Source organism: Microbacterium forte (assembly GCF_031885415.1).
GTDB lineage: Bacteria > Actinomycetota > Actinomycetes > Actinomycetales > Microbacteriaceae > Microbacterium > Microbacterium forte.
Genome location: NZ_CP116871.1, coordinates 494,627 through 519,210, shown reverse-complemented (window position 1 = coordinate 519,210; position 24,584 = coordinate 494,627). Strand labels below are relative to the sequence as shown.

25 protein-coding genes are annotated in these 24,584 nt (G+C 68.9%); all 25 read right to left on the bottom strand.

Annotated features, from left to right (window positions below):
• Positions 1 to 10: 10 nt before the first annotated feature.
• Complete coding sequence (gene trpA / locus OB895_RS02635) at positions 11 to 814, bottom strand: tryptophan synthase subunit alpha (RefSeq protein WP_079112803.1); 804 nt, start codon at positions 812 to 814, stop codon at positions 11 to 13.
• A complete protein-coding gene (trpB, locus tag OB895_RS02630; protein ID WP_079112804.1) occupies positions 811 to 2,079 on the bottom strand; it encodes a tryptophan synthase subunit beta in 1,269 nt (422 codons plus the stop codon). Before trpB ends, trpA begins: the two co-directional genes overlap by 4 nt.
• On the bottom strand, positions 2,079 to 2,849 hold the full coding sequence (gene trpC, locus OB895_RS02625) for an indole-3-glycerol phosphate synthase TrpC (RefSeq protein WP_042536776.1): 771 nt from the start codon (positions 2,847 to 2,849) through the stop codon (positions 2,079 to 2,081). The genes trpB and trpC overlap by 1 nt, the downstream gene beginning before the upstream one ends.
• Positions 2,850 to 2,851: 2 nt before the next feature.
• Positions 2,852 to 3,097 (bottom strand): HGxxPAAW family protein, encoded by a 246-nt coding sequence (locus OB895_RS02620; protein ID WP_042536642.1) that lies wholly within the window; start codon positions 3,095 to 3,097, stop codon positions 2,852 to 2,854.
• A gap of 48 nt (positions 3,098 to 3,145) precedes the next feature.
• On the bottom strand, positions 3,146 to 3,736 hold the full coding sequence (locus OB895_RS02615; RefSeq protein ID WP_042536641.1) for a Trp biosynthesis-associated membrane protein: 591 nt from the start codon (positions 3,734 to 3,736) through the stop codon (positions 3,146 to 3,148).
• Positions 3,733 to 4,092, bottom strand: a complete 360-nt coding sequence (hisI, locus tag OB895_RS02610; protein ID WP_042536640.1) for a phosphoribosyl-AMP cyclohydrolase — start codon at positions 4,090 to 4,092, stop codon at positions 3,733 to 3,735. Before hisI ends, OB895_RS02615 begins: the two co-directional genes overlap by 4 nt.
• Entirely contained in the window at positions 4,089 to 4,850 is a 762-nt protein-coding gene (gene hisF / locus OB895_RS02605) for an imidazole glycerol phosphate synthase subunit HisF (RefSeq protein WP_042536639.1), read from the bottom strand. Before hisF ends, hisI begins: the two co-directional genes overlap by 4 nt.
• A complete protein-coding gene (gene hisG / locus OB895_RS02600; protein ID WP_042536638.1) occupies positions 4,850 to 5,692 on the bottom strand; it encodes an ATP phosphoribosyltransferase in 843 nt (280 codons plus the stop codon). Before hisG ends, hisF begins: the two co-directional genes overlap by 1 nt.
• Before the next feature lie 38 nt (positions 5,693 to 5,730).
• Entirely contained in the window at positions 5,731 to 5,994 is a 264-nt protein-coding gene (locus OB895_RS02595) for a phosphoribosyl-ATP diphosphatase (protein WP_042536637.1), read from the bottom strand.
• Positions 5,991 to 6,671 carry a ribulose-phosphate 3-epimerase gene (gene rpe / locus OB895_RS02590; RefSeq protein ID WP_228385698.1) on the bottom strand — a complete coding sequence of 227 codons (681 nt, stop codon included), beginning with the start codon at positions 6,669 to 6,671 and terminating at the stop codon, positions 5,991 to 5,993. The genes OB895_RS02595 and rpe overlap by 4 nt, the downstream gene beginning before the upstream one ends.
• A 4-nt stretch (positions 6,672 to 6,675) precedes the next feature.
• On the bottom strand, positions 6,676 to 8,217 hold the full coding sequence (locus OB895_RS02585) for an RsmB/NOP family class I SAM-dependent RNA methyltransferase (RefSeq protein ID WP_079112807.1): 1,542 nt from the start codon (positions 8,215 to 8,217) through the stop codon (positions 6,676 to 6,678).
• Complete coding sequence (fmt, locus tag OB895_RS02580; RefSeq protein ID WP_056376898.1) at positions 8,214 to 9,134, bottom strand: methionyl-tRNA formyltransferase; 921 nt, start codon at positions 9,132 to 9,134, stop codon at positions 8,214 to 8,216. Before fmt ends, OB895_RS02585 begins: the two co-directional genes overlap by 4 nt.
• A gap of 69 nt (positions 9,135 to 9,203) precedes the next feature.
• Positions 9,204 to 11,162 (bottom strand): primosomal protein N' family DNA-binding protein, encoded by a 1,959-nt coding sequence (locus OB895_RS02575; protein ID WP_079112809.1) that lies wholly within the window; start codon positions 11,160 to 11,162, stop codon positions 9,204 to 9,206.
• Between the two features lie 29 nt (positions 11,163 to 11,191).
• Entirely contained in the window at positions 11,192 to 12,385 is a 1,194-nt protein-coding gene (gene metK, locus OB895_RS02570; protein WP_079112810.1) for a methionine adenosyltransferase, read from the bottom strand.
• Positions 12,386 to 12,478: 93 nt separating this feature from the next.
• Positions 12,479 to 12,736, bottom strand: a complete 258-nt coding sequence (rpoZ, locus tag OB895_RS02565) for a DNA-directed RNA polymerase subunit omega (RefSeq protein WP_042536631.1) — start codon at positions 12,734 to 12,736, stop codon at positions 12,479 to 12,481.
• Positions 12,737 to 12,800: 64 nt separating this feature from the next.
• Positions 12,801 to 13,709, bottom strand: coding sequence for a guanylate kinase (gene gmk / locus OB895_RS02560; protein ID WP_042536630.1), 909 nt, complete (start codon positions 13,707 to 13,709; stop codon positions 12,801 to 12,803).
• The gene (gene pyrF / locus OB895_RS02555) at positions 13,702 to 14,547 is read right to left on the bottom strand and encodes an orotidine-5'-phosphate decarboxylase (RefSeq protein WP_079112811.1); all 846 of its coding nucleotides are present in this window, start codon (positions 14,545 to 14,547) and stop codon (positions 13,702 to 13,704) included. Before pyrF ends, gmk begins: the two co-directional genes overlap by 8 nt.
• The gene (carB, locus tag OB895_RS02550) at positions 14,544 to 17,831 is read right to left on the bottom strand and encodes a carbamoyl-phosphate synthase large subunit (protein ID WP_042536628.1); all 3,288 of its coding nucleotides are present in this window, start codon (positions 17,829 to 17,831) and stop codon (positions 14,544 to 14,546) included. Before carB ends, pyrF begins: the two co-directional genes overlap by 4 nt.
• On the bottom strand, positions 17,831 to 18,976 hold the full coding sequence (gene carA, locus OB895_RS02545; RefSeq protein ID WP_056376910.1) for a glutamine-hydrolyzing carbamoyl-phosphate synthase small subunit: 1,146 nt from the start codon (positions 18,974 to 18,976) through the stop codon (positions 17,831 to 17,833). The genes carB and carA overlap by 1 nt, the downstream gene beginning before the upstream one ends.
• Positions 18,973 to 19,500, bottom strand: coding sequence for a PH-like domain-containing protein (locus OB895_RS02540; protein WP_056376912.1), 528 nt, complete (start codon positions 19,498 to 19,500; stop codon positions 18,973 to 18,975). Before OB895_RS02540 ends, carA begins: the two co-directional genes overlap by 4 nt.
• Complete coding sequence (locus OB895_RS02535; protein WP_056376914.1) at positions 19,497 to 20,801, bottom strand: dihydroorotase; 1,305 nt, start codon at positions 20,799 to 20,801, stop codon at positions 19,497 to 19,499. The genes OB895_RS02540 and OB895_RS02535 overlap by 4 nt, the downstream gene beginning before the upstream one ends.
• The gene (locus OB895_RS02530; RefSeq protein WP_056376916.1) at positions 20,798 to 21,763 is read right to left on the bottom strand and encodes an aspartate carbamoyltransferase catalytic subunit; all 966 of its coding nucleotides are present in this window, start codon (positions 21,761 to 21,763) and stop codon (positions 20,798 to 20,800) included. Before OB895_RS02530 ends, OB895_RS02535 begins: the two co-directional genes overlap by 4 nt.
• Positions 21,760 to 22,290: a bifunctional pyr operon transcriptional regulator/uracil phosphoribosyltransferase PyrR gene (pyrR, locus tag OB895_RS02525; RefSeq protein ID WP_042536623.1), complete on the bottom strand. Its 531-nt coding sequence runs from the start codon at positions 22,288 to 22,290 to the stop codon at positions 21,760 to 21,762. The genes OB895_RS02530 and pyrR overlap by 4 nt, the downstream gene beginning before the upstream one ends.
• A gap of 68 nt (positions 22,291 to 22,358) precedes the next feature.
• Positions 22,359 to 22,943 (bottom strand): hypothetical protein, encoded by a 585-nt coding sequence (locus OB895_RS02520; protein WP_079112813.1) that lies wholly within the window; start codon positions 22,941 to 22,943, stop codon positions 22,359 to 22,361.
• Between the two features lies 1 nt (position 22,944).
• The gene (locus OB895_RS02515) at positions 22,945 to 24,522 is read right to left on the bottom strand and encodes a Rieske 2Fe-2S domain-containing protein (protein WP_311878912.1); all 1,578 of its coding nucleotides are present in this window, start codon (positions 24,520 to 24,522) and stop codon (positions 22,945 to 22,947) included.
• Between the last annotated feature and the right edge of the window lie 62 nt (positions 24,523 to 24,584).

The following is a 24,584-nucleotide window of genomic DNA, read 5'->3' as shown; positions in this document are numbered from 1 at the left end:
GAGTGCGATTCTAGTTCTCGTGTGTGGGGCGTGCCGACGACGTGCCGACTGCCAGGTTTCGGGTGACCTCTGCGAGCGCGGGGATGCCGCCGTCGCGGAGAGCGCGGACCAGCGCGGTGCCGACGATCGCGCCGTCCGCGTATTCGGAGACCCCGGCGATCTGCTCGGCGGTCGAGATGCCGATGCCGACGCAGGCGCGGACATCGCCGTGCTCGCGCAGGCGGCCGACCAGGGTGCGCGCAGCCCGGTCGAGCTCGGTGCGCTCACCGGTGATGCCCATGGTCGAGACGGTGTAGACGAAGCCGGTCGATGACTTCACGACCAGCCCGAGGCGTTCGTCCGACGAGGTGGGAGCTGCGAGGAAGACACGGTCGAGACCGGTGCGCTCACTCGCTGCTATCCACTCCCCCGCGACCTCCGGGGTGATGTCGGGGGTGATGAGCCCGGCGCCGCCGGCTGCGAGCAGGTCGTCGGCGTATCGATCGACGCCGTACTGGAACACGGGGTTCCAGTACGTCATGACCAGCACCGGCACGTCTGTCGCGGCGGTGATCGCGCGCACAGCGGTGAAGAGGTCCTTCATCTTGAACCCGTTCGCGAGCGCCGCGGTGGTCGCCTCCTGGATCACCGCGCCGTCCATCACCGGGTCGCTGTAGGGCGGGCCGAGCTCGATGATGTCGACGCCGTTCTCAGCGAGTGCGATGGCTGCCTGAATGCTGGTCTCGAGGTCGGGGAACCCGACCGGGAGGTATCCGACGAACGCGCTGCGGCCGGCCTCGTGTGCTGCGGCTATCGCCTGTTCCACGCGGCTCACAGTTCCGGCTCCCCCTTCGACGCGGCTGCCTCGGCGTCGCTCTCGTCCTCGACGTCGTGCGCGAGCGCCTCGGCGTCGTAGAGGTCGAAGTACCGAGCAGCCGTGTCCATGTCCTTGTCGCCGCGGCCGGAGAGGCAGATGGCGAGCACGGCGTCGGGCCCCAGGTCACGGCCCAGGCGCAGAGCCCCCGCAAGGGCGTGCGCCGACTCGATCGCCGGGATGATGCCCTCGGTGCGGCTCAGCAGGCGCAGTGCCTGCATGGCCTCGTCGTCGGTCGCAGGGATGTACTCGGCGCGGCCGATGTCGGCGAGCCAGGAGTGCTCAGGACCGACGCCCGGGTAGTCGAGGCCGGCGGAGATCGAGTGGGATTCGACCGTCTGACCGTCTTCGTCCTGCAGCACGTAGGTCTTGGCGCCGTGCAGGATGCCGGGGCGCCCACGCTCGATCGATGCGGCATGCCGCGGAGTGTCGACGCCGTCTCCGGCGGCCTCGACGCCGTAGAGCTTCACGCCCTCGTCGTCGAGGAAGGCATCGAACATGCCGATCGCGTTCGAGCCGCCTCCGACGCAGGCGATGACCGCGTCGGGCAGACGTCCGACCTCGGCGAGGAGCTGCTGTCGCGCCTCCTCGCCGATGATCTTCTGGAAGTCCCGGACCATCGCGGGGAAAGGATGCGGGCCTGCAGCGGTGCCGAAGATGTAGTTGGTGGTCTCGACCGACGCGACCCAGTCGCGGTAGGCGTCGTTGATCGCATCCTTCAGGGTGCGCGAACCCGAGGTGACGGCGACGACCTCTGCGCCGAGCAGTCGCATCCGAGCGACGTTCAGCGCCTGGCGCTCCGTGTCGACCTCACCCATGTAGATCGTGCACTCGAGACCGAAGAGGGCGGCAGCCGTCGCCGTGGCGACGCCGTGCTGACCCGCGCCCGTCTCGGCGATCACGCGCTTCTTGCCGAGACGTTTCGTCAGCAGCGCCTGACCGAGCACGTTGTTGATCTTGTGCGATCCGGTGTGGTTGAGATCCTCGCGCTTGAGGAAGACGCGCGCACCACCGGCGTGCTCGGCGAACCGCGCGACCTCGGTGAGCGGAGACGGGCGGCCGGCGTACGAGCTGAGCAGAGACGCCAGCTCGGCGCGGAACGCCGGGTCGACGATCGCATCGGCATACGCGGCTGAGAGCTCGTCGATCGCGGCGATCAGCGACTCGGGCATGTATCGCCCGCCGTACTCGCCGAACAGGGGACCATGCTGATCTCGCAGGCTCATCACGCCTCCAGGAAGCTCTTGAGAGTGGCGACCGGGTCGCCCGTGACGAGCGCCTCCCCGATCAGGACGACATCAGCACCCGCGGAGCGGTAATGCGTGACGTCTGCAGGTGTGAGGACCGCGGACTCGGCGATCTTGACGGCTGAGTCCGGGATGCGGTCGACGAGACGGCCGAAGAGGTCGCGGTCGAGCTCGAGTGTCGTCAGATCGCGGGCGTTGACGCCGATCAGCGGCGCACCGAGATCGATCGCCACCTCGAGCTCGTCGGCCGAGTGGGTCTCGACCAGCGGAGTCATGCCGAGCTCCGTGATGAAGCCGAACAGATCACGGAGCACGTGCGGATCGAGTCCGGCGACGATGAGCAGCACGAGGTCGGCACCGGCTGCTCGGGCTTCGAGCACCTGGTAGCGGTTCGCGATGAAGTCCTTGCGCAGCACAGGCAGCGACACCCGGGCCGTGACGGCCTCGAGATCGGCGAGACTGCCGCCGAATCGACGCTCCTCGGTCAGGACGCTGATCGCAGACGCACCGCCCGTCTCATACAGGGAAGCCTGCAGTGCCGGGTCGGGGATCTCGGCGAGAGCACCCCGCGACGGACTCGCGCGCTTCACCTCGGCGATGATCTTCACGCGCTCAGCGGGAGCGAGGAACGCGAGCGCGTCCTTGGCGGCGGGGCGTGCGAGAGCGTCGCGCTCGACGTCGGCCAGAGGCCGGGTCAGAGCACGACGTTCAGCGTCTGCGACTGCGCCGGCCGTGAGGTCGGCGAGCACCATTAGTGCGCCTTCGGCGAGTACTTGGGGCCCTTCACGCCGTAGCCGGCCCTCGACAGCAGCCAGCCCACCAGCGCACCGATCGGGATGATCGCGGCGCCCACCCAGATCAGCGCGACCCAGACGGGGCTGAACTCGGCGAGGCAGAACGCCAGCGTGCCGATCGTGAAGCCGGCGAGCATGATGATGACGCCCGTCCATGCGGCAGGCGAGTGTCCGTGGCCGGGGTCAGCGATCGGGTTGGTCATGGTCTCCTCCGGGGGACGACGTGCTGGTTCGGATCAAGTCTATCGGGGTCATCGTGTCGGGTCGGTTCCGCGCGAGAGGTCGTCCCACGAATCGATCGCGTCGACGGGCCCGGCGGTCGAGTCGACATGTGCGGCATCGGTGCGGTAGCGGCGTCCGCCGCGCTTCCATCGCCGCCACGTGAGGAGCACGACGAGGGATGCCGCCAGCAGGATCACCCAGCCGATGAGCGTCATCACGGGCCAGGCCGAGAGCTCGATGCCGGCGACGACGTCGGCGATCGCCGTGCTGCCTGCGAGCCCGGTCGTCTCGGTGACGGTGGGACCGACAGCGCTCAGCGGCTCGGTCAGGAGCAGCTGCAGGGTCGTCCAGCCGAGGAACAGCGCTGCCGCGGTGGCGAGAATGCCGAACACGAGTCGCATGACCGGGCCGACGATCGAAAGGGCGATGCCGAGCGCCAGGACCGCGAGGCTCAGAGGAGCGAGCAGCGGCAGCGCGGACGCGCCTGGCACGAGGATGGCTTCCCCGGCATCCGCGCGTTCGACGGTGAGCCACGTCTGGGTCGACGAGATGATCCCGACCGCTCCCGCGAGGAGGAAGCCGGAGACGGCGATCGAGCGACCTCTGCGCGCGAGAGTCACTCGGCCGAGCTCCCCTCGACGGCGTGCAGGTCCGTCGTGTCGAAGCAGGTGCGGGTGCCGGTGTGGCACGCAGGGCCGGTCTGGTCGACCCGCAGCAGGATGGCGTCGCCGTCGCAGTCGAGTCGCGCCTCGTGCACCACCTGGATGTGTCCGGAGGTGTCTCCCTTGCGCCAGTACTCCTGACGCGAGCGCGACCAGTACACCGCGCGACCGGTGGTGAGGGTGCGGCGCAGGGCCTCGGCATCGACCCACGCGAGCATGAGGACCTCTGCCGTGTCCCACTGCTGGACGATCACCGGCGCGAGGCCGTCGTCGTTGAAGGCGACCTGGGCGATGCGCTCCTCGATATCGTTCATCGGACGAGCACTCCCTCCGCGCGCAGCGCGTCCTTGACGTCGCCGACCGTGAGCGCGCCCGTGTGGAACACGCTGGCTGCCAGCACCGCATCCGCTCCGGCCTTGATCGCGGGAGCGAAGTCGGATGCCTTGCCCGCGCCACCGGAGGCGATCACCGGCACTGAGGCGGCCTCACGCATGAGCTTCACCAGTTCGAGGTCGAAGCCGTCTCGCGTGCCGTCGGCGTCGATCGAGTTGACCAGCAACTCGCCTGCCCCGCGCTCCGCCGCCTCACGCGCCCAGTCGAGCGCATCGAGGGTCGTCTGGGTGCGTCCGCCATGGGTGGTGACGACGAAACCGGAGGGAGTGCCGGGTGCCCGCTTGACGTCGAGCGACAGCACCAGCACCTGTGCGCCGAAGCGGTCCGCGATCTCGCCGATCAGCTCAGGGCGAGCGATGGCCGCCGAGTTGACCCCGACCTTGTCGGCGCCGACCGAGAGGAGCCGCGCCACGTCGTCGACGCTGCGCACTCCCCCGCCGACCGTCAGCGGCACGAACACCTGCTCAGCCGTGCGCTGCACCACGTCGTACGTCGTCGCGCGAGCATCGACGGTCGCCGTGACGTCGAGGAAGGTGATCTCGTCTGCGCCCTGCGCCGTGTAGTGGCGCGCGAGCTCGACGGGGTCGCCCATGTCGCGCAGGTTCTCGAAGTTGACGCCTTTGACGACGCGACCCGCGGCGACGTCGAGGCACGGGATGACGCGACTCGCGAGCGCCATCAGAGCCTCGCGTTGTGGATCGCCGTGACGAGGATCGCGCGAGCGCCGAGCGCATACAGCGCGTCCATCACGGGGTTGACCCGCGCACGCGCCACCATGACGCGGACGGCGACCCACTCCGGATCGCGGAGCGGTGAGACCGTGGGCGACTCGATGCCACCCGCGATCTTGACGGCGTCGTCGAGCAGAGCCAGCGGCAGGTCGTAATCGATCATCACGAACCGCCGAGCGACCATGACTCCGCGCAGGCGGCGAAGAAGCGTCTCGGACCCCTCGGCATCATGCGGGCCGGCGATCAGCACGGCCTCGGACTGCAGGATCACAGGGCCGAAGACGTCGAGCCCCGCCTGACGCAGCGTCGTTCCCGTCTCGACGACATCGGCGACGGCGTCGGCGACGCCGAGGCGCACGGCGGACTCCACCGCGCCGTCGAGCGGCACGAGGTCGACGGCGATGCCCCGCTCGTCCAGGAACGCGTCGACGAGGCCGGGGTACGACGTCGCGACGCGCAGCCCGTCGAGCTCTGAGACGTCGGTGTAGCGCCCCGATGGCGCGGCGAAGCGGAACGTCGACCCGGCGAAGCCGAGCGCCTCGATCTCGCGCGCGCCCGGCATGCGGGCGTCGAGGAGCAGATCGCGTCCTGTGATGCCGACGTCGATGGCGCCGGACCCGACGTAGGTCGCGATGTCCTTCGGGCGGAGATAGAAGAACTCGACGTCGTTGTCGGCATCGACGACGTGAAGCGTCTTGGGGTCACGACGACCGGCGTAGCCGGCCTCCGCGAGCATGTCGGCGGCCGTCTCGGAGAGAGAGCCCTTGTTGGGAACAGCAATGCGCAGCATGGGAAGCCTTCAGATCGAAGCGAGTGGGGCGGAGCGCTTCACAGATGTCGGTAGACGTCCTGCAGGCTCAGGCCCTTCGCGATCATCATCACCTGGACGTGGTAGAGCAGCTGCGAGATCTCCTCCGCAGCGGCCTCGTCGGATTCGTATTCGGAGGCCATCCAGACTTCGGCGGCCTCCTCGACGATCTTCTTGCCGATCGTGTGCACGCCGCCGTCGAGCTCCGCGACCGTCCCCGATCCCTCTGGACGGGTCTCGGCCTTGACGCTGAGCTCGGCGAACAGCTCGTCGAAAGTCTTCACGATTCCAGGCTAGCGGCTCTGGCGCGGTCTCTGAGCCGGGTGACGGCCGCCTCGACGTCGTTGGCGCCGTAGACCGCCGACCCGGCGACGAACGTGTCGGCGCCCGCGGCGGCTGCCGCTTCGATGGTCGCGTCCGAGATGCCGCCGTCGACCTGCAACCAGACGTTCGATCCGCGACGCTTGGCCTCGTCGGCGAGAGCGCGCAGCTTGGGCATGGTCTCGTGCATGAACCCCTGCCCGCCGAACCCGGGTTCGACCGTCATCACGAGGATCTGGTCGAACTCCTCGAGCACGCTGTAGAGCCCCTCAGCGGGGGTGTCCGGCTTGATCGCGACGCCGGCCCTCGCCCCGATGCTGCGCAAGGTGCGAGCGAGCGAGATCGGATCCGCCGCCGCTTCGAGGTGGAACGTGACGCTGGCGGCGCCCAGCTCTGCGTAGGCGGGCGCCCAGCGCTCGGGCTCGGTGATCATCAGGTGCACGTCGAGCGGTATGGGGCTGGTCGCCTGGATCCGTTCGACCATCTGCGGCCCGAATGTGAGGTTCGGCACGAAGTGGTTGTCCATCACATCGACGTGAGCGAAATCCGCGGTCGCGATCTTGGCGAGATCGCGCTGCATGTTCACGAAGTCGGCAGCGAGGATGCTGGGGTTGATGCGCGGTGCGCTGGGGAGTTCCACGTCTCTAGTCTCTCTCTTCGGAGTTCGCGTCGCCCTGCTCGGTGGCGGTGCGCTGGAGCAGCGCGAGGAACATGGCATCGGTGCCGTGGCGGTGCGGCCACAGCTGCACGCGACCGGAGCCGTCGCCGGCGAGGTCGATCGGTGACGCGGAGACGCCCTGGAGCACGCCACGCGCATCGAGCTCGGTGATGTCTGTGCGGCCTCGGAGCACCTCCTGGACGACGCCCGTCGTCTCGGCGAGATGCGGCGAGCAGGTGACGTACGCGACGATCCCACCCGGCGCGAGTGCGTGGAGCGCGGAGCTGAGGAGCTCGACCTGCAGCGGCACGAGCTCTGCGACGTCGGCGGGGGTCTTGCGCCAGCGCGCTTCCGGCCGCCGTCTGAGCGCGCCGAGGCCCGTGCACGGCGCGTCGACGAGGATGCGATCGAAGGCACCGGGATGGGACGCGCCGAACGAGCGCCCGTCCTCCTCGTGCACCACGACCTCGCCAGGCACCGCACGCAGGGCGTTGCGCACGAGACGTGCGCGTGTCGGGATGACCTCGTTCGCCTCGAGCGTGACGTCGTGCTCGCGGGCGATGGCGGCGAGCAGCGCGGTCTTGCCGCCCGGGCCGGCGCACAGGTCGAGCCAGCGCTCGCCCGACGTGATGGGCGCGGCAGCCGCCAGTGCGAGAGCGACGAGCTGCGAACCCTCGTCCTGCACGCGGACGGTGCCGCCTGTCGCGGCGATCACGCGATGCGGGTCTCCCCCGGGCGAGCCGAAGGCGGTCGGCGCGTACGGACGCCGTGGCTCACCCGGGTCTGCGAGACCGGGGAGCGCGACGAGCGTCACCTCCGGCGAGGCGTTGTCGGCGTCGAGGAGATCATCGAGCTCGTCTGCCCGGCCCTCGGCCGCCAGCGCGCGTCGCAATGCCCTGATGACCCACACGGGATGCGCGGAGCGCAGTGCGAGACGCTCGTCATCGGACCGTGCCGAGCTCTCGATGCGGTCTTCCCACTCCCCCGGTGTCTCTCGGGCGATCCGGCGCAGCACGGCGTTCGCGAAGCTCGAAGCGCCTCGCCCCTGCGTCGAGGCGACCAGATTCACGGATTCGTTGACGGCCGCGTGCGAGGCGACCCGTGTGGCGAGCAGCTGGTGCGTGGCCAGGCGCAGCGCATCGAGCACAGCCGGGTCGATCTCCTCCGCCGGACGATCGGCGGCGGAGGCGATGATCGCGTCGTAGGTGCCACGTCGACGGAGCGTCCCGTATGCGAGTTCAGTGGCCAGGGCCGCATCCTGCGGGCCGAGGCCCGCCTCGGCGATGGCCGAAGGCAGGATGAGGTTGGCGTAGGCATCCGACTCGGAGACCGCTCGCAACACGTCGTACGCCACCCGACGCGCGGGCTGCACCGTGCGCTGCGGCCCGCGAGGCTCGTCGCCACGACGGCCCCGTGGCTGACCACCGGCCTGCTGACTGCCACGCTGCCCGTGCGATCGCCCCTGCGGCCGGTTCTGCGGACCGCCCGGACGGCCGTCGCGACGCCTCGCGTCTCCCTGGCCGCTCATGCTCCGGCTCTCAGACCGTCGGTGTCGCGTTGGCCCCGCCACCAGTCGACCGCGTTCATGGCTCCCTTGCCCGCCGGCTGCACACGAGCGACCGAGAGGGGCGTCGAGCCCGTGCCGATGAGGAGGGCCGACTTCGTGGCGATGATCTCTCCCGGTTCCAGGGTGACGACGTCGCTCGATGGCGCCGCCTCGAGGATCTTCAGTCGGAGCCCGTCGACGGTGGTGTGCGCCCCGGGCTCGGGAGTGACTCCGCGGAAGCGCGCGAACACCTGAGCGAGGGGCTGGCTCCAATCGAGCAGGCCGTCGTCGAGCGTCAGCTTCGGCGCCAGTGTCGGCTCCCCGTGCTGCGGCACGGCGCGCGCAGTGCCGTCGGCGATGGCCTGCACGACCTCGGCCGTCAGCTGCGCCCCGTCGACGGCAAGGGTCGCGAGCGCCGCGTCGGCCGTCGCCCCTGCTGCCACATCGACGACGCGGGTCGCGAAGACATCTCCTGCGTCGAGGGCCGGCACGAGCTGGAAGACGCTTGCTCCGAGCTGGGCGTCGCCGGCGATCAGCGCGCGCTGCACGGGAGCAGCACCTCGCCACTGGGGCAGAAGCGAGAAGTGGAGGTTGATCCATCCCTTCGCCGGGGTGGAGAGCAGCGGCTCTCGCACGAGGCCGCCATACGCGACGATCACGCCGAGCTCGACCTGCAGGGCAGCGATCGCCTCTGTCGCCTCGTCACCGAGCCGCGCAGCCTTGATGATCGGCAGACCGAGGTCGGCGGCTGCCTGAGCGACGGGTGACGGTGTCAGCACCCTCTTGCGCCCCAGTGGCGCATCAGGACGCGTGACCACAGCCGCGATGTCGTGTTCGTCCGCGAGGCGGAGGAGGGTGGGAACGGCTGCCGATGGTGTGCCGGCGAAGACGAGACGCATGAAGGTGCTCCGGAGGGATGCGGGGTGAGGATCCGGGAGGATCGGGGTGATCGGATCGGTGCGGACTGATCAGAGCTCTGGGTCGAGGATATCGAGCCGAACCGAGAGCGTGCTCCGAGTCGACTTGCCCTTGCCCCGGCGATTGCTGACGGCTTCGGCGACGACGGCCGCTCGCAGCGTCGCCGCGACCTTGACTCCGGCGCCGTACTCGAACCGGACGAGGGCGCGGACGCGCGGCGGGTAGTCGTCGGACTCGATGGGCACAGGACCCAGGACCGCGTCGGACGGGAGGGCGAGCTCCTGCAGCGCCGCCAGCGCACGGCCGACGGCCGCGGCTGACCCCTCGACCAGGGCCACGCGCGCGGCCGGCGGCATGTGGAGCGGCGCGCGCTCTGCGAGCTCAGAGCGTGCGTAACCCGACTGGTTCCACGTCGCGAGCGCTCGCGCGATCGTGCCGTCGACTCCGACGAGGTGGATCGGCGCCCCCGGGGCCGCGAGCGCTGCCGCGTTCGACCACCACCGCAGGCAGGCCTCGCCGATCCGCAGATCCGGGGCCTGGAGCATCCGCGGACCGTCGAGCAGCACCACTGCGCGATAACCGCCCTCGGCAAGCGGCTCGGCGCCGCGCGTCGCGACCACCAGTGCGGGCTTGTCCGCGACGTGCTCGACCGGGTGCGCGCTGTCGGCCACGATCACGCGGACGCCGGGGAACGCCTTGCCCAGCTCGTCGGCGGTCCGCTCGCTTCCCGACGACGCCAGGCGCAGCTTGGTCGACGCACACGTCGGGCAGGTCCAGGCTCGCGCGCCCCGGCCGCACCACGCGCACACCGGCACGGCGCCGCGATGCTTGGCGCCCAGGGGTCCGCCGCAGTGCGCGCATCGGGCGGGGGCCCGGCACTCCGCGCATACGAGGGACGGTGCGAATCCCGGGCGCGAGACCTGCACGAGCACCGGCCCCTCGGACGCGGCGTTGCGGGCCGACAGGAACGCCGACGACGGCATCCGCTGGGCTGTCGGCGCATCCATCTCCTGCGGGGTGCTCAGGATCACCCTCGGCATCACCCGCCGCGCGGCTCGCACGTCCTGCAGGTAGCCGTGCGCGACGAGGCGCTCCACGTCCGTCGTACGGGTGTGGCCGACGAAGAGCAGGGCGGAGTCCTCCTGCTCCTGCCGGAGCAGGGCCGCATCGCGCGCGTTGATGTAGGGCGCGAGAGGTTCGCCGAGCAGCGGATCGCCGTCGTCCCAGACGGCGACGAGCCCGGCGCGGACCGGCGCGTACACGGCGGAGCGGTTGCCGACGACGATGCACGGAGCATCCTCGAGCGATCTGAGGAACGAGCGGTATCGATCGGGGTTCGTCTGACGTGAGTCGTATCGCACGACAGCCTCGGGCGGAACCAGCGAACCGAGCGCTGCGAGCAGCAGATCGAGGTCGCGATGGTCCGGCACGATCAGGATGCTGGAGCGTCCGGCAGCGAGCATCCGCGTCGCCGTCGACGCGAGCAGAGCCGTCCAGCCAGGCTCGCCCCTGTGCTGCACCGGGATCGCCTCCACTGCGGCTCTGCCTGCGCCTTCGAGCACCTCCTCGAGGTGGTCGTACGTGGCGATGAGCGAAGATGCGGAGGTGACGGCGTCATCGGCGGGCACGGGCGTCGGCGCGTCTGAGGTCCACGCCTTCTCGACCCGCACCTGACGCTTGGGGATGACGAGACGCAGCACGTCCGACGCCGAACCCGCCGCACGGTCGGCTGCACGACGAGCCAGCCGGTAGGTGCGTTCGGGGAGCACGGGAACCTGTGAGACGACGCTCTCGACCTCGGAGAGGGGCCTGTCGGCGTCGTCCTCGGTGTCGATCTCGACCACGTACCCGTCGATGACCCGACCGGCGGTACGGAGCGGCACGCGCACGCGCACCCCGATGGGCACGTCTCCGAGTTCTGCCGGCAGGGCGTAGTCGAAGAGCCGGTCGAGCTGCGGAAGCGGCGAGTCGAGCAGCACGCGCGCGATACGACGGCTCTCGGCCGTCATGAGCGGATCGCCATCAGGCTCGCGCTCCGTCAGAGGCCTGCAGCGCGCCGCAGCTCCTCAGCGCGGTCGGTGCGCTCCCAGGTGAACTCCGGCAGCTCGCGACCGAAATGCCCATAGGCGGCTGTCTGCGCATAGATCGGGCGCAGCAGATCGAGCTCCTCGATGATCGCCTGCGGACGGAGATCGAAGACGTCGTTGATCGCGCGGATGATCGCCTCGTCCGACACCTTGCCGGTGCCGAAGGTCTCGACGTAGAGCCCCACCGGACGTGCGACTCCGATCGCGTACGCGACCTGGACTTCGAGCCGGTCGGCGAGACCCGCCGCCACGGCGTTCTTGGCGACCCAGCGCGTCGCGTAGGCGCCCGAGCGGTCGACCTTGGACGGGTCCTTGCCGCTGAAGGCACCGCCACCGTGGCGCGCCGCACCCCCGTAGGTGTCGATGATGATCTTGCGGCCGGTGAGCCCGGCGTCGCCCTTGGGACCGCCGGTCACGAAGGGACCGGCGGGGTTGATGTAGTAGGTGATGTCGTCGAGGTCGAGCCCTGTGGTCTCGAGGACCGGGTCGATCACGTGCTCCCGCACCTGTGCCTTGAGCTCTTCCTGCGAGATCTCGGGGTGATGCTGGGTCGACAGCACGACGGCATCGACGGTCTTGGGCGTGAAGCCGTCGTATCCGAGCGTGACCTGCGTCTTGCCGTCGGGGCGGAGGAACGGCAGCGCGCCGGAGCGGCGAACCTCGGCGAGACGCTCGGCGATGCGGTGCGCAGTCCACGCGGCCATCGGCATCAACTGCGGCGTCTCGTTCGTGGCGAACCCGAACATGATGCCCTGGTCTCCGGCACCGAGTCCGTCGAGCGGATCGACGGATGAGCCGTCGCGGTGCTCCTGGGCGCTGTCGACACCGTGGGCGATGTCCGTCGACTGCTCGCCCACCGAGATGCTCACACCGCAGGAGTCCCCGTCGAAGCCGGTGTCGCTCGACGTGTAGCCGATGCGATTGACGACCTGTCGGACGATGGTCGGGATGTCGACGTAGGCCTCGGTGCGGATCTCACCGGCGACGTGCACGAGACCGGTGGTCACCAGCGTCTCGACCGCGACCCGCGAGCCGGGGTCTTTCGCGATGAGTCCGTCGAGGATGCTGTCTGAGATCTGGTCGCAGATTTTGTCCGGGTGCCCCTCGGTGACGGACTCGGACGTGAACAGACGCAGCGCGCTCATCGGGGCTCCAGGACGGAATCGGACAGCAGGAAGGGGGTGGCTCCCATGATGGACCGCACCGCCGACATCAGTCGGCGGTGCGGTCATCGGACGTCACTCGGCGTGACGGAGGCGGAGCTTGTCCTCGTTGATCTCGTGCAGAGCGATGGTCAGCGGCTTGTCCTCGACGGAGGAGTCGACGAGCGGACCGACGTTGTCGAACAGGTTGCCCTCGTGGAGGTCGGAGTAGTAGTCGTTGATCTGACGGGCGCGCTTGGCGGCGTAGATCACGAGCTCGTACTTCGAGTCGACGCGGTCGAGCAGGTTGTCGATGGGGGGATCGATGATTCCGTTGGTGTGGTGTCCGGCCATGGTGGGACCTCCTGATCAGGCGACGGGATCGTCGCGAAGACTGTGCTGCGGCGCGCGAACAAGCTCAGCGCGCAGAGCTTGAAGACAATTCTACGACCTCTGCGGCCGCGGCGGCGACGTCCTCGTTCACGATGAGGTGATCGAACTCGTTCTGCGCGGCGAGCTCCACCTTCGCGGTGCGCAGTCTGCGAGCGCGTTCCTCGGCACCCTCGGTGCCTCGACCGACCAGTCTCTGAACCAGTTCGTCCCAGGTCGGCGGCAGCAGGAAGATGAGCGTCGCCGCAGGCTCGGCCTTGCGCACCTGGCGCGCACCCTGCAGGTCGATCTCGAGCAGAACGGTCTTGCCGGCGGCCAGCGCGGCATCGATCGGGGCACGCGGAGTTCCGTATCGCGACCTGTTGTGCACGACCGCGTACTCGAGAAGCTCGTCCTCGGCGATCAGCCGATCGAACTCCGCGTCGTCGACGAAGTAGTAGTGCACGCCGTCGATCTCGCCCGGGCGCGGTGCGCGGGTCGTCGCCGAGACCGACAGATGGATCTCGGGATTGTGCTCGCGGATGTGGGCAGCGACCGTGCCCTTGCCCACAGCGGTCGGGCCGGCGAGCACCAGCAGACGGCTGCGTGCGCCCCGCGGCTGCAGGAGCGGGAAGCGCGTGTCGAGCCACTGCGTGAGCGCCAGCCGTTGCCTGACGCCGAGACCGCCCAGTCGCTTGACCGGCGAGATGTGCAGTTCTGCGAGAATTCGGTCGCGCTTGCCCGCCCCGATGGCAGGGAGGGCGAGCAGGAAGTCCGTGATGCGCATCGATCCCTCGACCGAATCGGGGTCGGCGGTGGCGCGCTCGAGCACCGACTGCGGGGTGACGACACGCGTCGTCAGATCGCGCTTGAGCGACGCACGGGCGCGGCGCCGCTCGACCGCCTTGCGTGCGGCAGCGGCACGATCGACCTCGGGGACGGGACGGGACTCAGCCACGGCCGGCCTCCCTGTACTCTGCGACGCGAGCGTCGATGGCGGCGGCGAGACCAGCGGGTCCGGCCGAGAGGATGCTGCGGCTCTCGCTCGCGATCACCGCGGGGCTCATCGAGCCGAACCGCCGGTGCAGGTCTGCCGGAGTCGCGCCCTGCGTGCCGAAACCGGGGGCGAGGACGGGTGCCACCGGCGCGAATGCGGCGATGCCGGCATCCGTCCAGTCCACCGTCGCTCCGATGACGAAGCCGAAGCTCCCCCACTCGCCTGCCTCCGAGTGCTCCGCATTGCGTGCCGAGACGACCGAGATGATGTCCGCAGACACAGCGCGGCCGGTCTCGGAGACCGAGCGCTGCAGAGTCTGCGCCTCAGGGTTGCTCGTCGCGGCGAGCACGAAGAGGCCCTTGTCGTGCTCGCCGGCGAGGGCGAAGGCGCCGTCGAGCGCACCGACCCCGAGGAACGGGTTGACGGTCAGGGCGTCGGCCTCGAGCGGAGACCCCGGTGTGAGCCACGCCGCCGCATACGCATCCATGGTCGAGCCGATGTCGCCGCGCTTGGCATCCGCGATCACGATGAGTCCGGCCGCGCGCGCAGCCGCGAGCACCTCTTCGAGGGCTGCGAACCCCGCAGAGCCGAAGCGCTCGAAGAACGACACCTGCGGTTTCACGATCGCGGCACGGCCAACGGCGGCCTCGACCGTGCGCAGCCCGAACTCGCGGACGCCGGAGGCGTCGTCACCGAGCCCCCAGTCCGCGAGCAGCGCCGCATGCGGGTCGATACCCACGCACAGCGGGCCGTGCGCCGCGAGGGCGGCACGGACCCGTTCGCCGAAGCGTGCGCTCACAGAGCGGCCTTCCGGTCGAGTGCGTACTCCTGGAGGCTCTTCACCTGGAAGCCCTCGTGGGCTGCGTCCATGCCGCTCACCGCTGCGCCGAGCACTGCCATCGTGGTGAACAGCGCCTTGTCGGCCGCGACGGCAGCCGCACGGATCTCGTAGCCGTCAGCACGCGCCGCCCCACCCGAAGGCGTGTTCACGACGATGTCGATCGACCCGTCGTTGATGAGGTCGACGATGTTGGTCGCGCCCGACTCCTGGGTCTCGCTGTACTTCTCGACCACGGTCACCGCGATGCCGTTGCGCGAGAGGATCTCGGCCGTGCCCTCGGTGGCCACGATCGTGAACCCGAGCTGCTGCAGACGGTGGGCCGGCAGGATCACCGCGCGCTTGTCGGAGTCGGCCACCGAGATGAACACGGTGCCCGAGGTCGGCATCCCGCCGTACGCGGCCGCCTGGCTCTTCGCGAACGCGGTCGGGAAGTCGCGGTCGATGCCCATGACCTCGCCGGTCGAGCGCATCTCCGGGCCGAGGATCGAGTCGACGGTCTTGCCGTCGGCCGTGCGGAACCGCTTGAAGGGAAGCACGGCCTCCTTCACCGAGACGGGGGCGTCGAGCGGCACACGAGAGCCGTCCTGCTCGGGGAGCATGCCCTCGGCGCGGAGCTCGGCGATGGTCGAGCCGACCATGATGCGGCTCGCGGCCTTCGCCATCGGGATGCCCAGCGCCTTCGAGACGAACGGCACCGTGCGGCTCGCGCGCGGGTTCGCCTCGATGACGTAGAGCACGCCGGCGCTGATCGCGAACTGCACGTTGAGCAGACCGCGCACGCCGACACCCTTCGCGATCGCGAGGGTCGCCTCGCGCACCCGGTCGATGTCGGTGCGGCCGAGCGAGACCGGCGGCAGCGTGCAGCTGGAGTCGCCCGAGTGGATGCCGGCCTCCTCGAGGTGCTCCATCACGCCGCCGATGTACAGATCGGTGCCGTCGTACAGCGCGTCGACATCGAGCTCGATCGCATCGTCGAGGAATCGGTCGACGAGCAGGGGCTTGCCCTCCTCGATGATGACCTCGCCCGCCGTGCGCACGAAGTACTCGCGCAGCGACTCCGCGCTGTAGACGATCTCCATTCCCCGTCCGCCGAGCACGAAGCTCGGACGCACGAGCACGGGGTAGCCGATCTCGTCGGCCACGGCCACCGCGGCGTCAGCGTTCACAGCGGTGCCGTGACGCGGTGCGATGAGACCCGCCGCGTCGAGCAGCTGGGAGAACAGCTCGCGCTCTTCGGCGATGTCGATGGCCTCGGGGCTCGTGCCGAGCACGGTGTAGCCCGCGGCCTCGATGCCCTTGGCGAGACCCAGCGGCGTCTGGCCGCCGAGCTGGCAGACGACGCCGAGGATGGTGCCGCTGGCGGCTTCCGCGTCGAGCACCTCGAGCACGTCCTCGAGCGTCAGCGGCTCGAAGTAGAGCCGGTCGGACGTGTCGTAGTCGGTGGACACGGTCTCAGGGTTGCAGTTGACCATGATGGTCTCGAAGCCGGCATCCGACAGCGCGAACGACGCGTGCACGCAGGAGTAGTCGAACTCGACGCCCTGGCCGATGCGGTTGGGACCGGATCCGATGATCACGACCTTGGTGCGATCCGATGGCATGACCTCGGTCTCGAAGTCGTAGCTCGAGTAGTGATACGGCGTGAGAGCCGGGAACTCGCCGGCGCAGGTGTCGACCGTCTTGTACACGGGGCGGATGCCCAAGCCGTGGCGCACACCGCGGATCTCGGCCTCGTCGTCACCCCGGAGCTGTGCGATCTGCGCGTCGGAGAATCCGTGCTCCTTGGCATAGCGGAGCGTGGCCGCATCGAGCTCGGGCGCCGTGCGCACGGTCTCGGCGACCTCGTTGATCAGCACGATCTGGTCGATGAACCACGGGTCGATCGCAGTCGCCTCGAACGCCTGCTCGACTGTCGCACCCTTGCGCAGCGCCTGCTGCAGGGTGACGATGCGACCGTCGGTCGGGATCTTCGAGATCTCGAGCAGCTCGTCTGCAGAGCGGTTCTCCTCGCCCCAGTGGAAGCTCGAGCCGCGCTTCTCGAGCGAGCGCAGCGCCTTCTGCAGCGCGGTCGCGTAGTTGCGGCCGATCGCCATGGCCTCACCCACCGACTTCATGGTGGTCGTCAGCGTCGCATCGGCGGCCGGGAACTTCTCGAACGCGAATCGCGGCACCTTGACGACGACGTAGTCGAGCGTGGGCTCGAAGCTCGCCGGGGTGACACCCGTGATGTCGTTGGGGATCTCGTCGAGACGGTAGCCGAGTGCGAGCTTGGCCGCGAGCTTGGCGATCGGGAATCCGGTGGCCTTCGAGGCGAGGGCGCTCGAGCGCGAGACGCGCGGGTTCATCTCGATGACGATGATGCGGCCGTTGCTGGGGTCGACGGCGAACTGGATGTTGCAGCCACCGGTGTCTACGCCGACGGCGCGGATGATGTCGATGCCGATGTCGCGGAGCTTCTGGTACTCGCGGTCGGTGAGCGTCAGAGCCGGGGCGACCGTGATCGAGTCGCCCGTGTGCACGCCGACCGGGTCGACGTTCTCGATCGAGCAGACGACCACCGTGTTGTCGGCGGTGTCGCGCATGAGCTCGAGCTCGTACTCCTTCCAGCCGAGGATCGACTCCTCCAGGAGCACCTCGGTGGTCGGCGAATCGCGCAGACCGGCCCCGCCGATGCGGCGCAGGTCCTCTTCGTCGTATGCGAAGCCCGAGCCGAGACCGCCCATCGTGAACGAAGGGCGCACGACGAGCGGATAGCCCAGCTCGGCCGCACCCTCGAGCAGGTCGTCCATCGAGTGCGCGATGATGCTGCGGGCGACGTCGGCTCCGGCGTCGAGCACGAGCTGCTTGAAGATCTGGCGGTCCTCGCCCTTGTTGATCGCCTCGAAGCTCGCGCCGATCAGCTCGACGTCGTACTTCTCGAGGATGCCGTGGTTGTGCAGCTCGATCGCGGCGTTCAGGGCGGTCTGTCCACCGAGAGTCGGAAGGATCGCGTCAGGGCGCTCCTTCGCGATGATCGTCTCGATGACCTGCCACGTGATCGGCTCGATGTACGTCGCGTCGGCGAAGTCGGGGTCGGTCATGATCGTGGCCGGGTTGGAGTTGACCAGGATGACCCTGACGCCCTCTTCGCGGAGCACACGGCACGCCTGGGTGCCGGAGTAGTCGAACTCGCAGGCCTGACCGATGACGATCGGGCCGGAGCCGATGACGAGAACGGAGTTGATGTCGTCGCGCTTGGGCATTACTTGGCGTCCTTCTTGCTGGCGATGACCATGTCACGGAACCGGTCGAAGAGATAGTTGGCGTCGTGCGGGCCGGCGGCGGCCTCCGGGTGGTACTGCACCGAGAACGCCGGGATGTCGAGGGCGCGGAGGCCCTCCACGACGTTGTCGTTCAGACCGACGTGGCTGACTTCGACCTTGCCGTAGCCGTGGGGACTGTCGAACGAACCCTCCAGCGGCGCTTCCACGGCGAAACCGTGGTTGTGCGCGGTGATCTCGACGCGTCCGGTGGACTTGTCGAGCACCGGCTGATTGATGCCGCGGTGGCCGAAGGGCAGCTTGTAGGTGCCGAGCCCCAGCGCCCTGCCGAGCAGCTGGTTTCCGAAGCAGATCCCGAAGAACGGCAGCCCGTCGTCGAGCACCGAGCGCAGCAGCTCGACATGGTCGCCCGACGCCGCGGGGTCTCCGGGGCCGTTCGAGTAGAAGACGGCGACGGGGTCGATCGAGCGGATGTCGTCGATCGTGACGTCCTGGGGCAGCACGTGCACCTCGAAGCCGCGGGCTGCCAGATTGTCGATCGTCGCCTGCTTGACTCCGAGGTCGAGGACGGCGAGATTGCCGACCCGCTCCCCCATCGCCGTCGTCACCGTGGCGACGTCGACAGAGACCTGCGACGAGAGGTTCTGACCGGCCATCTCGGGGGCTTCGCGCACGAGCCGCAGCTGCTCTTCGGGGTCGATCTTCGCGGCGTCGCCCGAGAACACGCCGCCGCGCATCGAGCCGGCCGAGCGGATGTGTCGGGTGATCGAGCGGGTGTCGATGCCGCTGATGCCCACGATGCCGTCTCGCTCGAGGATCTCGTCGAGCGAGGCGTTGGCTCGCCAGTTCGAGACGACGCGCGAGGGGTCGCGGACGATGTAGCCGGCCACCCAGATGCGACGGGACTCGCGGTCTTCGTCGTTCATGCCGGTGTTGCCGATGTGCGGTGCCGTCTGCAAGACGATCTGGCCTGCGTACGAGGGATCGGTGAGGGTCTCCTGGTAGCCGGACATGCCGGTGGCGAAGACGACCTCGCCGAAAGTGGTGCCCCGCGCGCCGTATGCACGGCCCGTGTGGCGGGTCCCGTCTTCGAGGACGAGGACGGCGGGTTCGGGGAGGGCTGTCATGACGTTGCTCCTGTGTCGGGGGCGGCGGTGTCGTCCGTGGCGGGGACGAGGCGCTGCAGTTCTGAGATGAAGTTCTGGGGGTCGCCGTCTGTCAGGCGGAGGTACGAGTCGACGATCGTGTCGTCGTCTGCGCTCCAGGCGACGCGGACGAGTCCGCCCGGTTCCACGACGCGGTCGATCGTCACGGTCGCACGATCGACGCTCGCGAGCCGTGCAGAGGCGAGGAAGACCGTCGGCGCCCCGTCGAGGCAGAGCGCGAGGCCGCGATCAGTGACGGCGGCCTCTCCCCTGGCTCGGTAGGCGAGCGGGTGCAGGGTCAGCCGCTCCAGCGGCTGGTCGTGCTTGGTCGTCGAGACGTAGAGCACCTCACGACGGGCGATCACCTCGGCGTGCTCCGGCACTCCGAGGGGCGCCGAGAGACCAGAGTCGCGTCGGAGTCGTCGTCGCCACGCGGTGAACATGACGACGAGCACGAGCGCCGCCACGGCGATGGTGATCGCGATGGCGATGTCGCGCGCGCTCATGCGTTCAGCTCCTCGACGACGTCTGCGCCGTCGACCGTCAGGACTCCGCGGTGCATCGTGAATTCGACGCGACCGGGGAGGTCGCGGCCGAGGTAGGGCGAGTTCACGCTGCGACCGTGCAGGTCCGATTCGGTGAAGACGCCGGCGACGGACGGGTCGTAGAGGGTGATCTGCGCGGGAGCACCCGCCTCGAGAGGCAGCCCGTGGCCCGAGAGACGGCCGATCCGCGCGGGCGCGGCGCTCATCACCCGAGCGACGTCCTCCCAGCCGATCAGGCCGGTCTGCACCATCGACTGGTGCACGACGCGCAGCGCGCTCTCGAGTCCGACCATGCCGTTGGCGGCGGCCTGCCACTCGCACGACTTGTGCTCGCTCGGGTGCGGCGCGTGGTCGGTCGCGACGATGTCGATGGTGCCGTCGGCGAGGCCTTCGCGCACCGCCAGGACGTCCTCCTCGCGACGCAGCGGCGGATTGACCTTGTAGCGCGCGTCGTACCCGCGCACGAGCTCATCGGTGAGGAGCAGATGATGCGGAGTGACCTCGGCCGTGACGTCGATGCCCCGCTTCTTGGCCCAGCGGATGATGTCGACGGAGCCGGCCGTGGACAGGTGGCAGACGTGCAGACGCGATCCGACGTGCTCGGCGAGGAGCACATCGCGGGCGATGATCGACTCCTCGGCGACGGCCGGCCATCCGGCGAGGCCGAGCTCGGCCGAGACGGTGCCCTCGTTCATCTGGGCGCCCTCGGTGAGGCGGGGGTCCTGCGCGTGCTGCGCGATGACGCCGCCGAAGGACTTCACGTACTCGAGCGCGCGACGCATGATCAGCGGGTCGAAGACGCAGAATCCGTCATCGCTGAAGACGCGAACCTGCGCACGGGATGTCGCCATCGCACCGAGCTCGGCGAGTCGCTCGCCCTTCTGCCCCACGGTCACGGCGCCGATGGGCTGCACGGTCGCGTACCCGGCCGCTTCACCGAGCGCGAGCTCCTGCTCCACGACGCCTGCGGTGTCGGCCACCGGAGACGTGTTCGGCATGGCGAACACGGCGGTGAACCCGCCGGCCGCGGCCGCCCTGGTGCCGGTGAGGATCGTCTCGGACGCTTCGTAGCCGGGTTCGCGCAGATGGGTGTGCAGATCGACGAGCCCGGGAAGTGCCACCAGGCCGTCGGCGTCGATGACCCGCGCACCCCCACGGCTCAGCCCGGTGCCGATCTCGGTGATCAGACCGTTCTCCACGATGATGTCGGCGCGCTCGGCACCGAGAAGCTGTGCGCCGGTGATGACGAGGGTCTCGCTCACAGGTCTCCCCCTCGTTCGTCGTCTCGTTCTCCTGCAAGGAGCAGGTACAGCACCGCCATGCGGATGGACACCCCGTTCGTCACCTGTTCCAGCACGGTCGAACGCGGGGAATCGGCGGCTTCGGAGGAGATCTCCAACCCTCGGTTCATGGGTCCGGGGTGCATGACAATGCTACCGTCCGGAAGGCCGGCCACACGCAGCGCGTCAAGACCCCATCGTCTGGAATACTCCCGCTCAGTGGGGAAATATGCGGCGTTCATGCGCTCGAGCTGGATGCGGAGCATCATCACGGCGTCGGGCCCCTCGGCCAGGGCCTGGTCGAGGTCGTAGACGACCCTGGCGGGCCAGAGCGAGACGTTCTGCGGCACCAGGGTGGGCGGAGCGACCAGGGTGACCTCGGCGCCGAGCGTGGCGAGCAGCCAGACGTTCGATCGCGCGACCCGCGAGTGCAGCACGTCGCCGACGATCACGACCCGGATGCCGGCGAGATCGCGACCGCGGCTGTCGGCGCCGAAGCGCCGTTTGCGGATCGTGAACGCGTCGAGGAGCGCCTGGGTCGGGTGCTCGTGCGTGCCGTCGCCGGCATTGACCACCCCGGCCGAGATCCAGCCGCTGGTGGCGAGTGTCTGCGGCGCACCTGATGCGGGGTGGCGGATGACGACCGCATCCGCGCCCATCGCCTGCAGCGTCTGGGCGGTGTCCTTCAGGCTCTCCCCCTTGGAGACGCTCGAGCCCTTGGCCGCGAAGTTGATGACGTCGGCCGACAGACGCTTCGCTGCGGCCTCGAACGAGATGCGGGTTCGCGTCGAGTCCTCGAAGAAGAGGTTCACGACGGTCTTGCCGCGGAGGGTCGGGAGTTTCTTGACCTCGCGTGACTGCGTGTCGGACATGTCCTCGGCGACGTCGAGGATGCGCAGAGCCGTCTCGCGATCGAGGGTGCGGGTGTCGAGGAGGTGTCTCATGCTTCGATCGTCACCTCCTCGGCGCCGTCATGTTCGGCCAGCCGCACGTTGACGCGCTCCTGACGGGACGACGGGATGTTCTTGCCGACGAAGTCGGGCCGGATCGGCAGTTCGCGGTGCCCCCGATCGACCAGGATCGCGAGGCGCACGATCGAGGGACGGCCGATCGACTGCAGCGCATCGAGCGCAGCGCGGATGCTGCGGCCGGAGAAGAGCACGTCGTCGACGAGGACGACCGTCTTGCCGTCGATGCCGCCGGCGGGGATGTCCGTCGGACGAGGGGACCGCGTCGGCTGCTTCGCGAGATCATCCCGGAAGAGTGTGACGTCGAGCGCTCCCACCGGAACGGCGGTCTGTGCGATCTCACCGATCACAGCGGACAGGCGATGGGCGAGAGTGACTCCGCGGGTCGGAATTCCCAGCAGGACGAGGTTCTCAGCCCCCCGATTGGATTCGAGGATTTCATGTGCGATGCGGGTCAATGCCCGCGAGATATCGGCTTCGTGCAGCACAGTTCGTGCACTCATCGGCCGCTCCCTTCTCCGCCTCACAGGACGGTGTTAAAGGTTGCTTGATTGACCCAGTCTAGCGCGACTCAGCGCCACTCCAGGACTTCACGAACGACCGCCTGCGATGCGGGCGAGCCGTCGTTCGCTATGCCGGAGAGTGACTCGTGCGAGAGCATCGCGCCCTCGGCCCCGGCGGCGGCGGTGATTTGTTCCAGGGCGGATGTGACGCGTGGTGCCGCTGCGCGCGCATGCGTCGCATCTCCACGTGCCGAAGTGTGCGGGAAGACGACGAGCTCGGCCACGCCGACGGCGACGGGGCGTGCTGCGGCCACGACGAGGGTCGGGGGCAGAACGGGCTGCAGCGCGTGGGGCAACGGGAAGGGCAGTTCGTCGGTCAGCAGACCTCGCCACCAGCTGCGCTTCGAGCCCTTCTCGTCGCCGATCTCGAGCGCGGTCGCCGTCCACTCCGAGCCTCGCGCGCGGAGCCTGCCGTCGAAGTCGTCGTCGCGGCGCTCGAAGCCCACGCCGGTCAAGAAGTCCGCGGCGATGCGCACGAGTCGCTCGGGGTTGGAGCGCACGATCCATCGCGCACCGCGCAACGGCCCCTTGTACTCGAGCCGCGTCGTTCGGGCATCACGACCCGATCCCTGCGGATGCGGGGTTCGTGACACGTCAGCTGGCCTCGCTGAGCACAGCGTCGCTGACTTCGTCGATCTTCGTGGAACGGATGGGGTGACCGCTCGTCGACAGGCAGCGGCCGGTCTTGAGGTCCCACTTCCAGTCGTGCATGCTGCAGGTCAGGATGCCGTCTTCGTCGACCTTGCCGGTCTTGGTCAGGTCGGCACGCAGGTGCGGGCAGCGGCGCTGCACGACCCAGTCGCCGATCTCGGCGTCCTCGGTCTGATCCGTCTGCTCCTGGTACCAGTTCTCGACGTACTCGATGCGGTCGACCGAGAGGCACTTGAGGAACGTCGTCAGGAACTCGTTGAACTTGCCGCTGCGTCCCACCTGGAACTGCATGGAGAGGAAGATCGAGTTCGACCAGTCGATCTCATGATCGCGGATGTTCGTCGAGACGAGATCAGCGGGGATCGTGTACCAGTAGATGCACTCCTCGCCCGCATACTCGCGGACCTTCGCCCGAGGGAAGTCCACGACCATGTCGAGGTCGCCGATCCTGAATCGCACGCAGCCACCGACTCCGAGGCGGATGGTGCGCGACTTCTTCAGCAGCGGCTCCCACCAGGCCTTCAGCTCATCGAGCATCTCGGCGGCAGGAAGGACCTCTGCGCGAGAAGCCTCCTCATCGAGGATCTCCTGCTGGCGGGACGCCCGCTGCTCGTCGAGGTAGTCCCACTTCGCATCGAAGATGTGGGCGAGCTCCGCCTCGGTGTACAGCGTCTGCTCGGTCGACACCTGACCGGCGTCGACGGTCACGACCGTCCCCGGAACGAACAGATGCCCGTCGTACTGCGGGGAGAGCTCCTTCATGTGGGCGAGGAACTGCTTCTGGTCCGTGAAGATGGACTCACCGTTGCGTCCGACCCCGTTGAAGTCGAAGAGATCGTCGCGCAGGAACATGGGCGGCCCTGCCATCGGGAAGACGTGCGGAGCGTCCACCTTGTCGATGTAGTACATCGCTCGCTTGTTCTGCGCGTCTCGCTTGAGCTTCGCGAAGTTCTGCTTCGCGTCCATCGGCAGGTCGTAGACCATGGGCCACCAGATCGCACCCGAGACCTGCGTGAAGTACGCGTCGGGCTTGCCGAAGTGCAGCAGCGTGTCGAGGTCGAGGGGGTGGGAGTCGTTCTGGTTGAGCACCGATCCGGTGCCGTCGTCGACGCTCAGCGACGAGTCGCCGATGGGGCCGTCACTCGGCGCTCGCAACGGCGTGATCATGATCTTGAGATCACCGCGCTCGATGATCTTGCCCGCCGGGGCGTAGGTGATGTTCGTGTATCCCAGTGCCCTGATGTCCTGTTCGAGGTCATCGATGGGGTACTCGGGCAGCAGCACCTCGATGTCCTTGCGGATGTAGCGCTCGAGCAGCGTCGGGTCGAAGTGGTCGCGGTGCCGGTGAGAGATGTAGAGGAAGTCCGCCTCGCGGCCGAACCGCTCCCAGTCGAGAGCGCGGTTGTCGGGGAACGGGAACCACGAGCCGAAGAACGAGGGCCCGAGAACCGGGTCGCAGATGATGTTCCCGCCGACTGTCTCGATGAACATCCCGGCGTGGCCGAGTCCCGTGATCCGCATGCATTCCTCCTGAAGTGAGCCGTTCGATTCTACCGACGGGGTGCTGGACGGATGCGGTGACC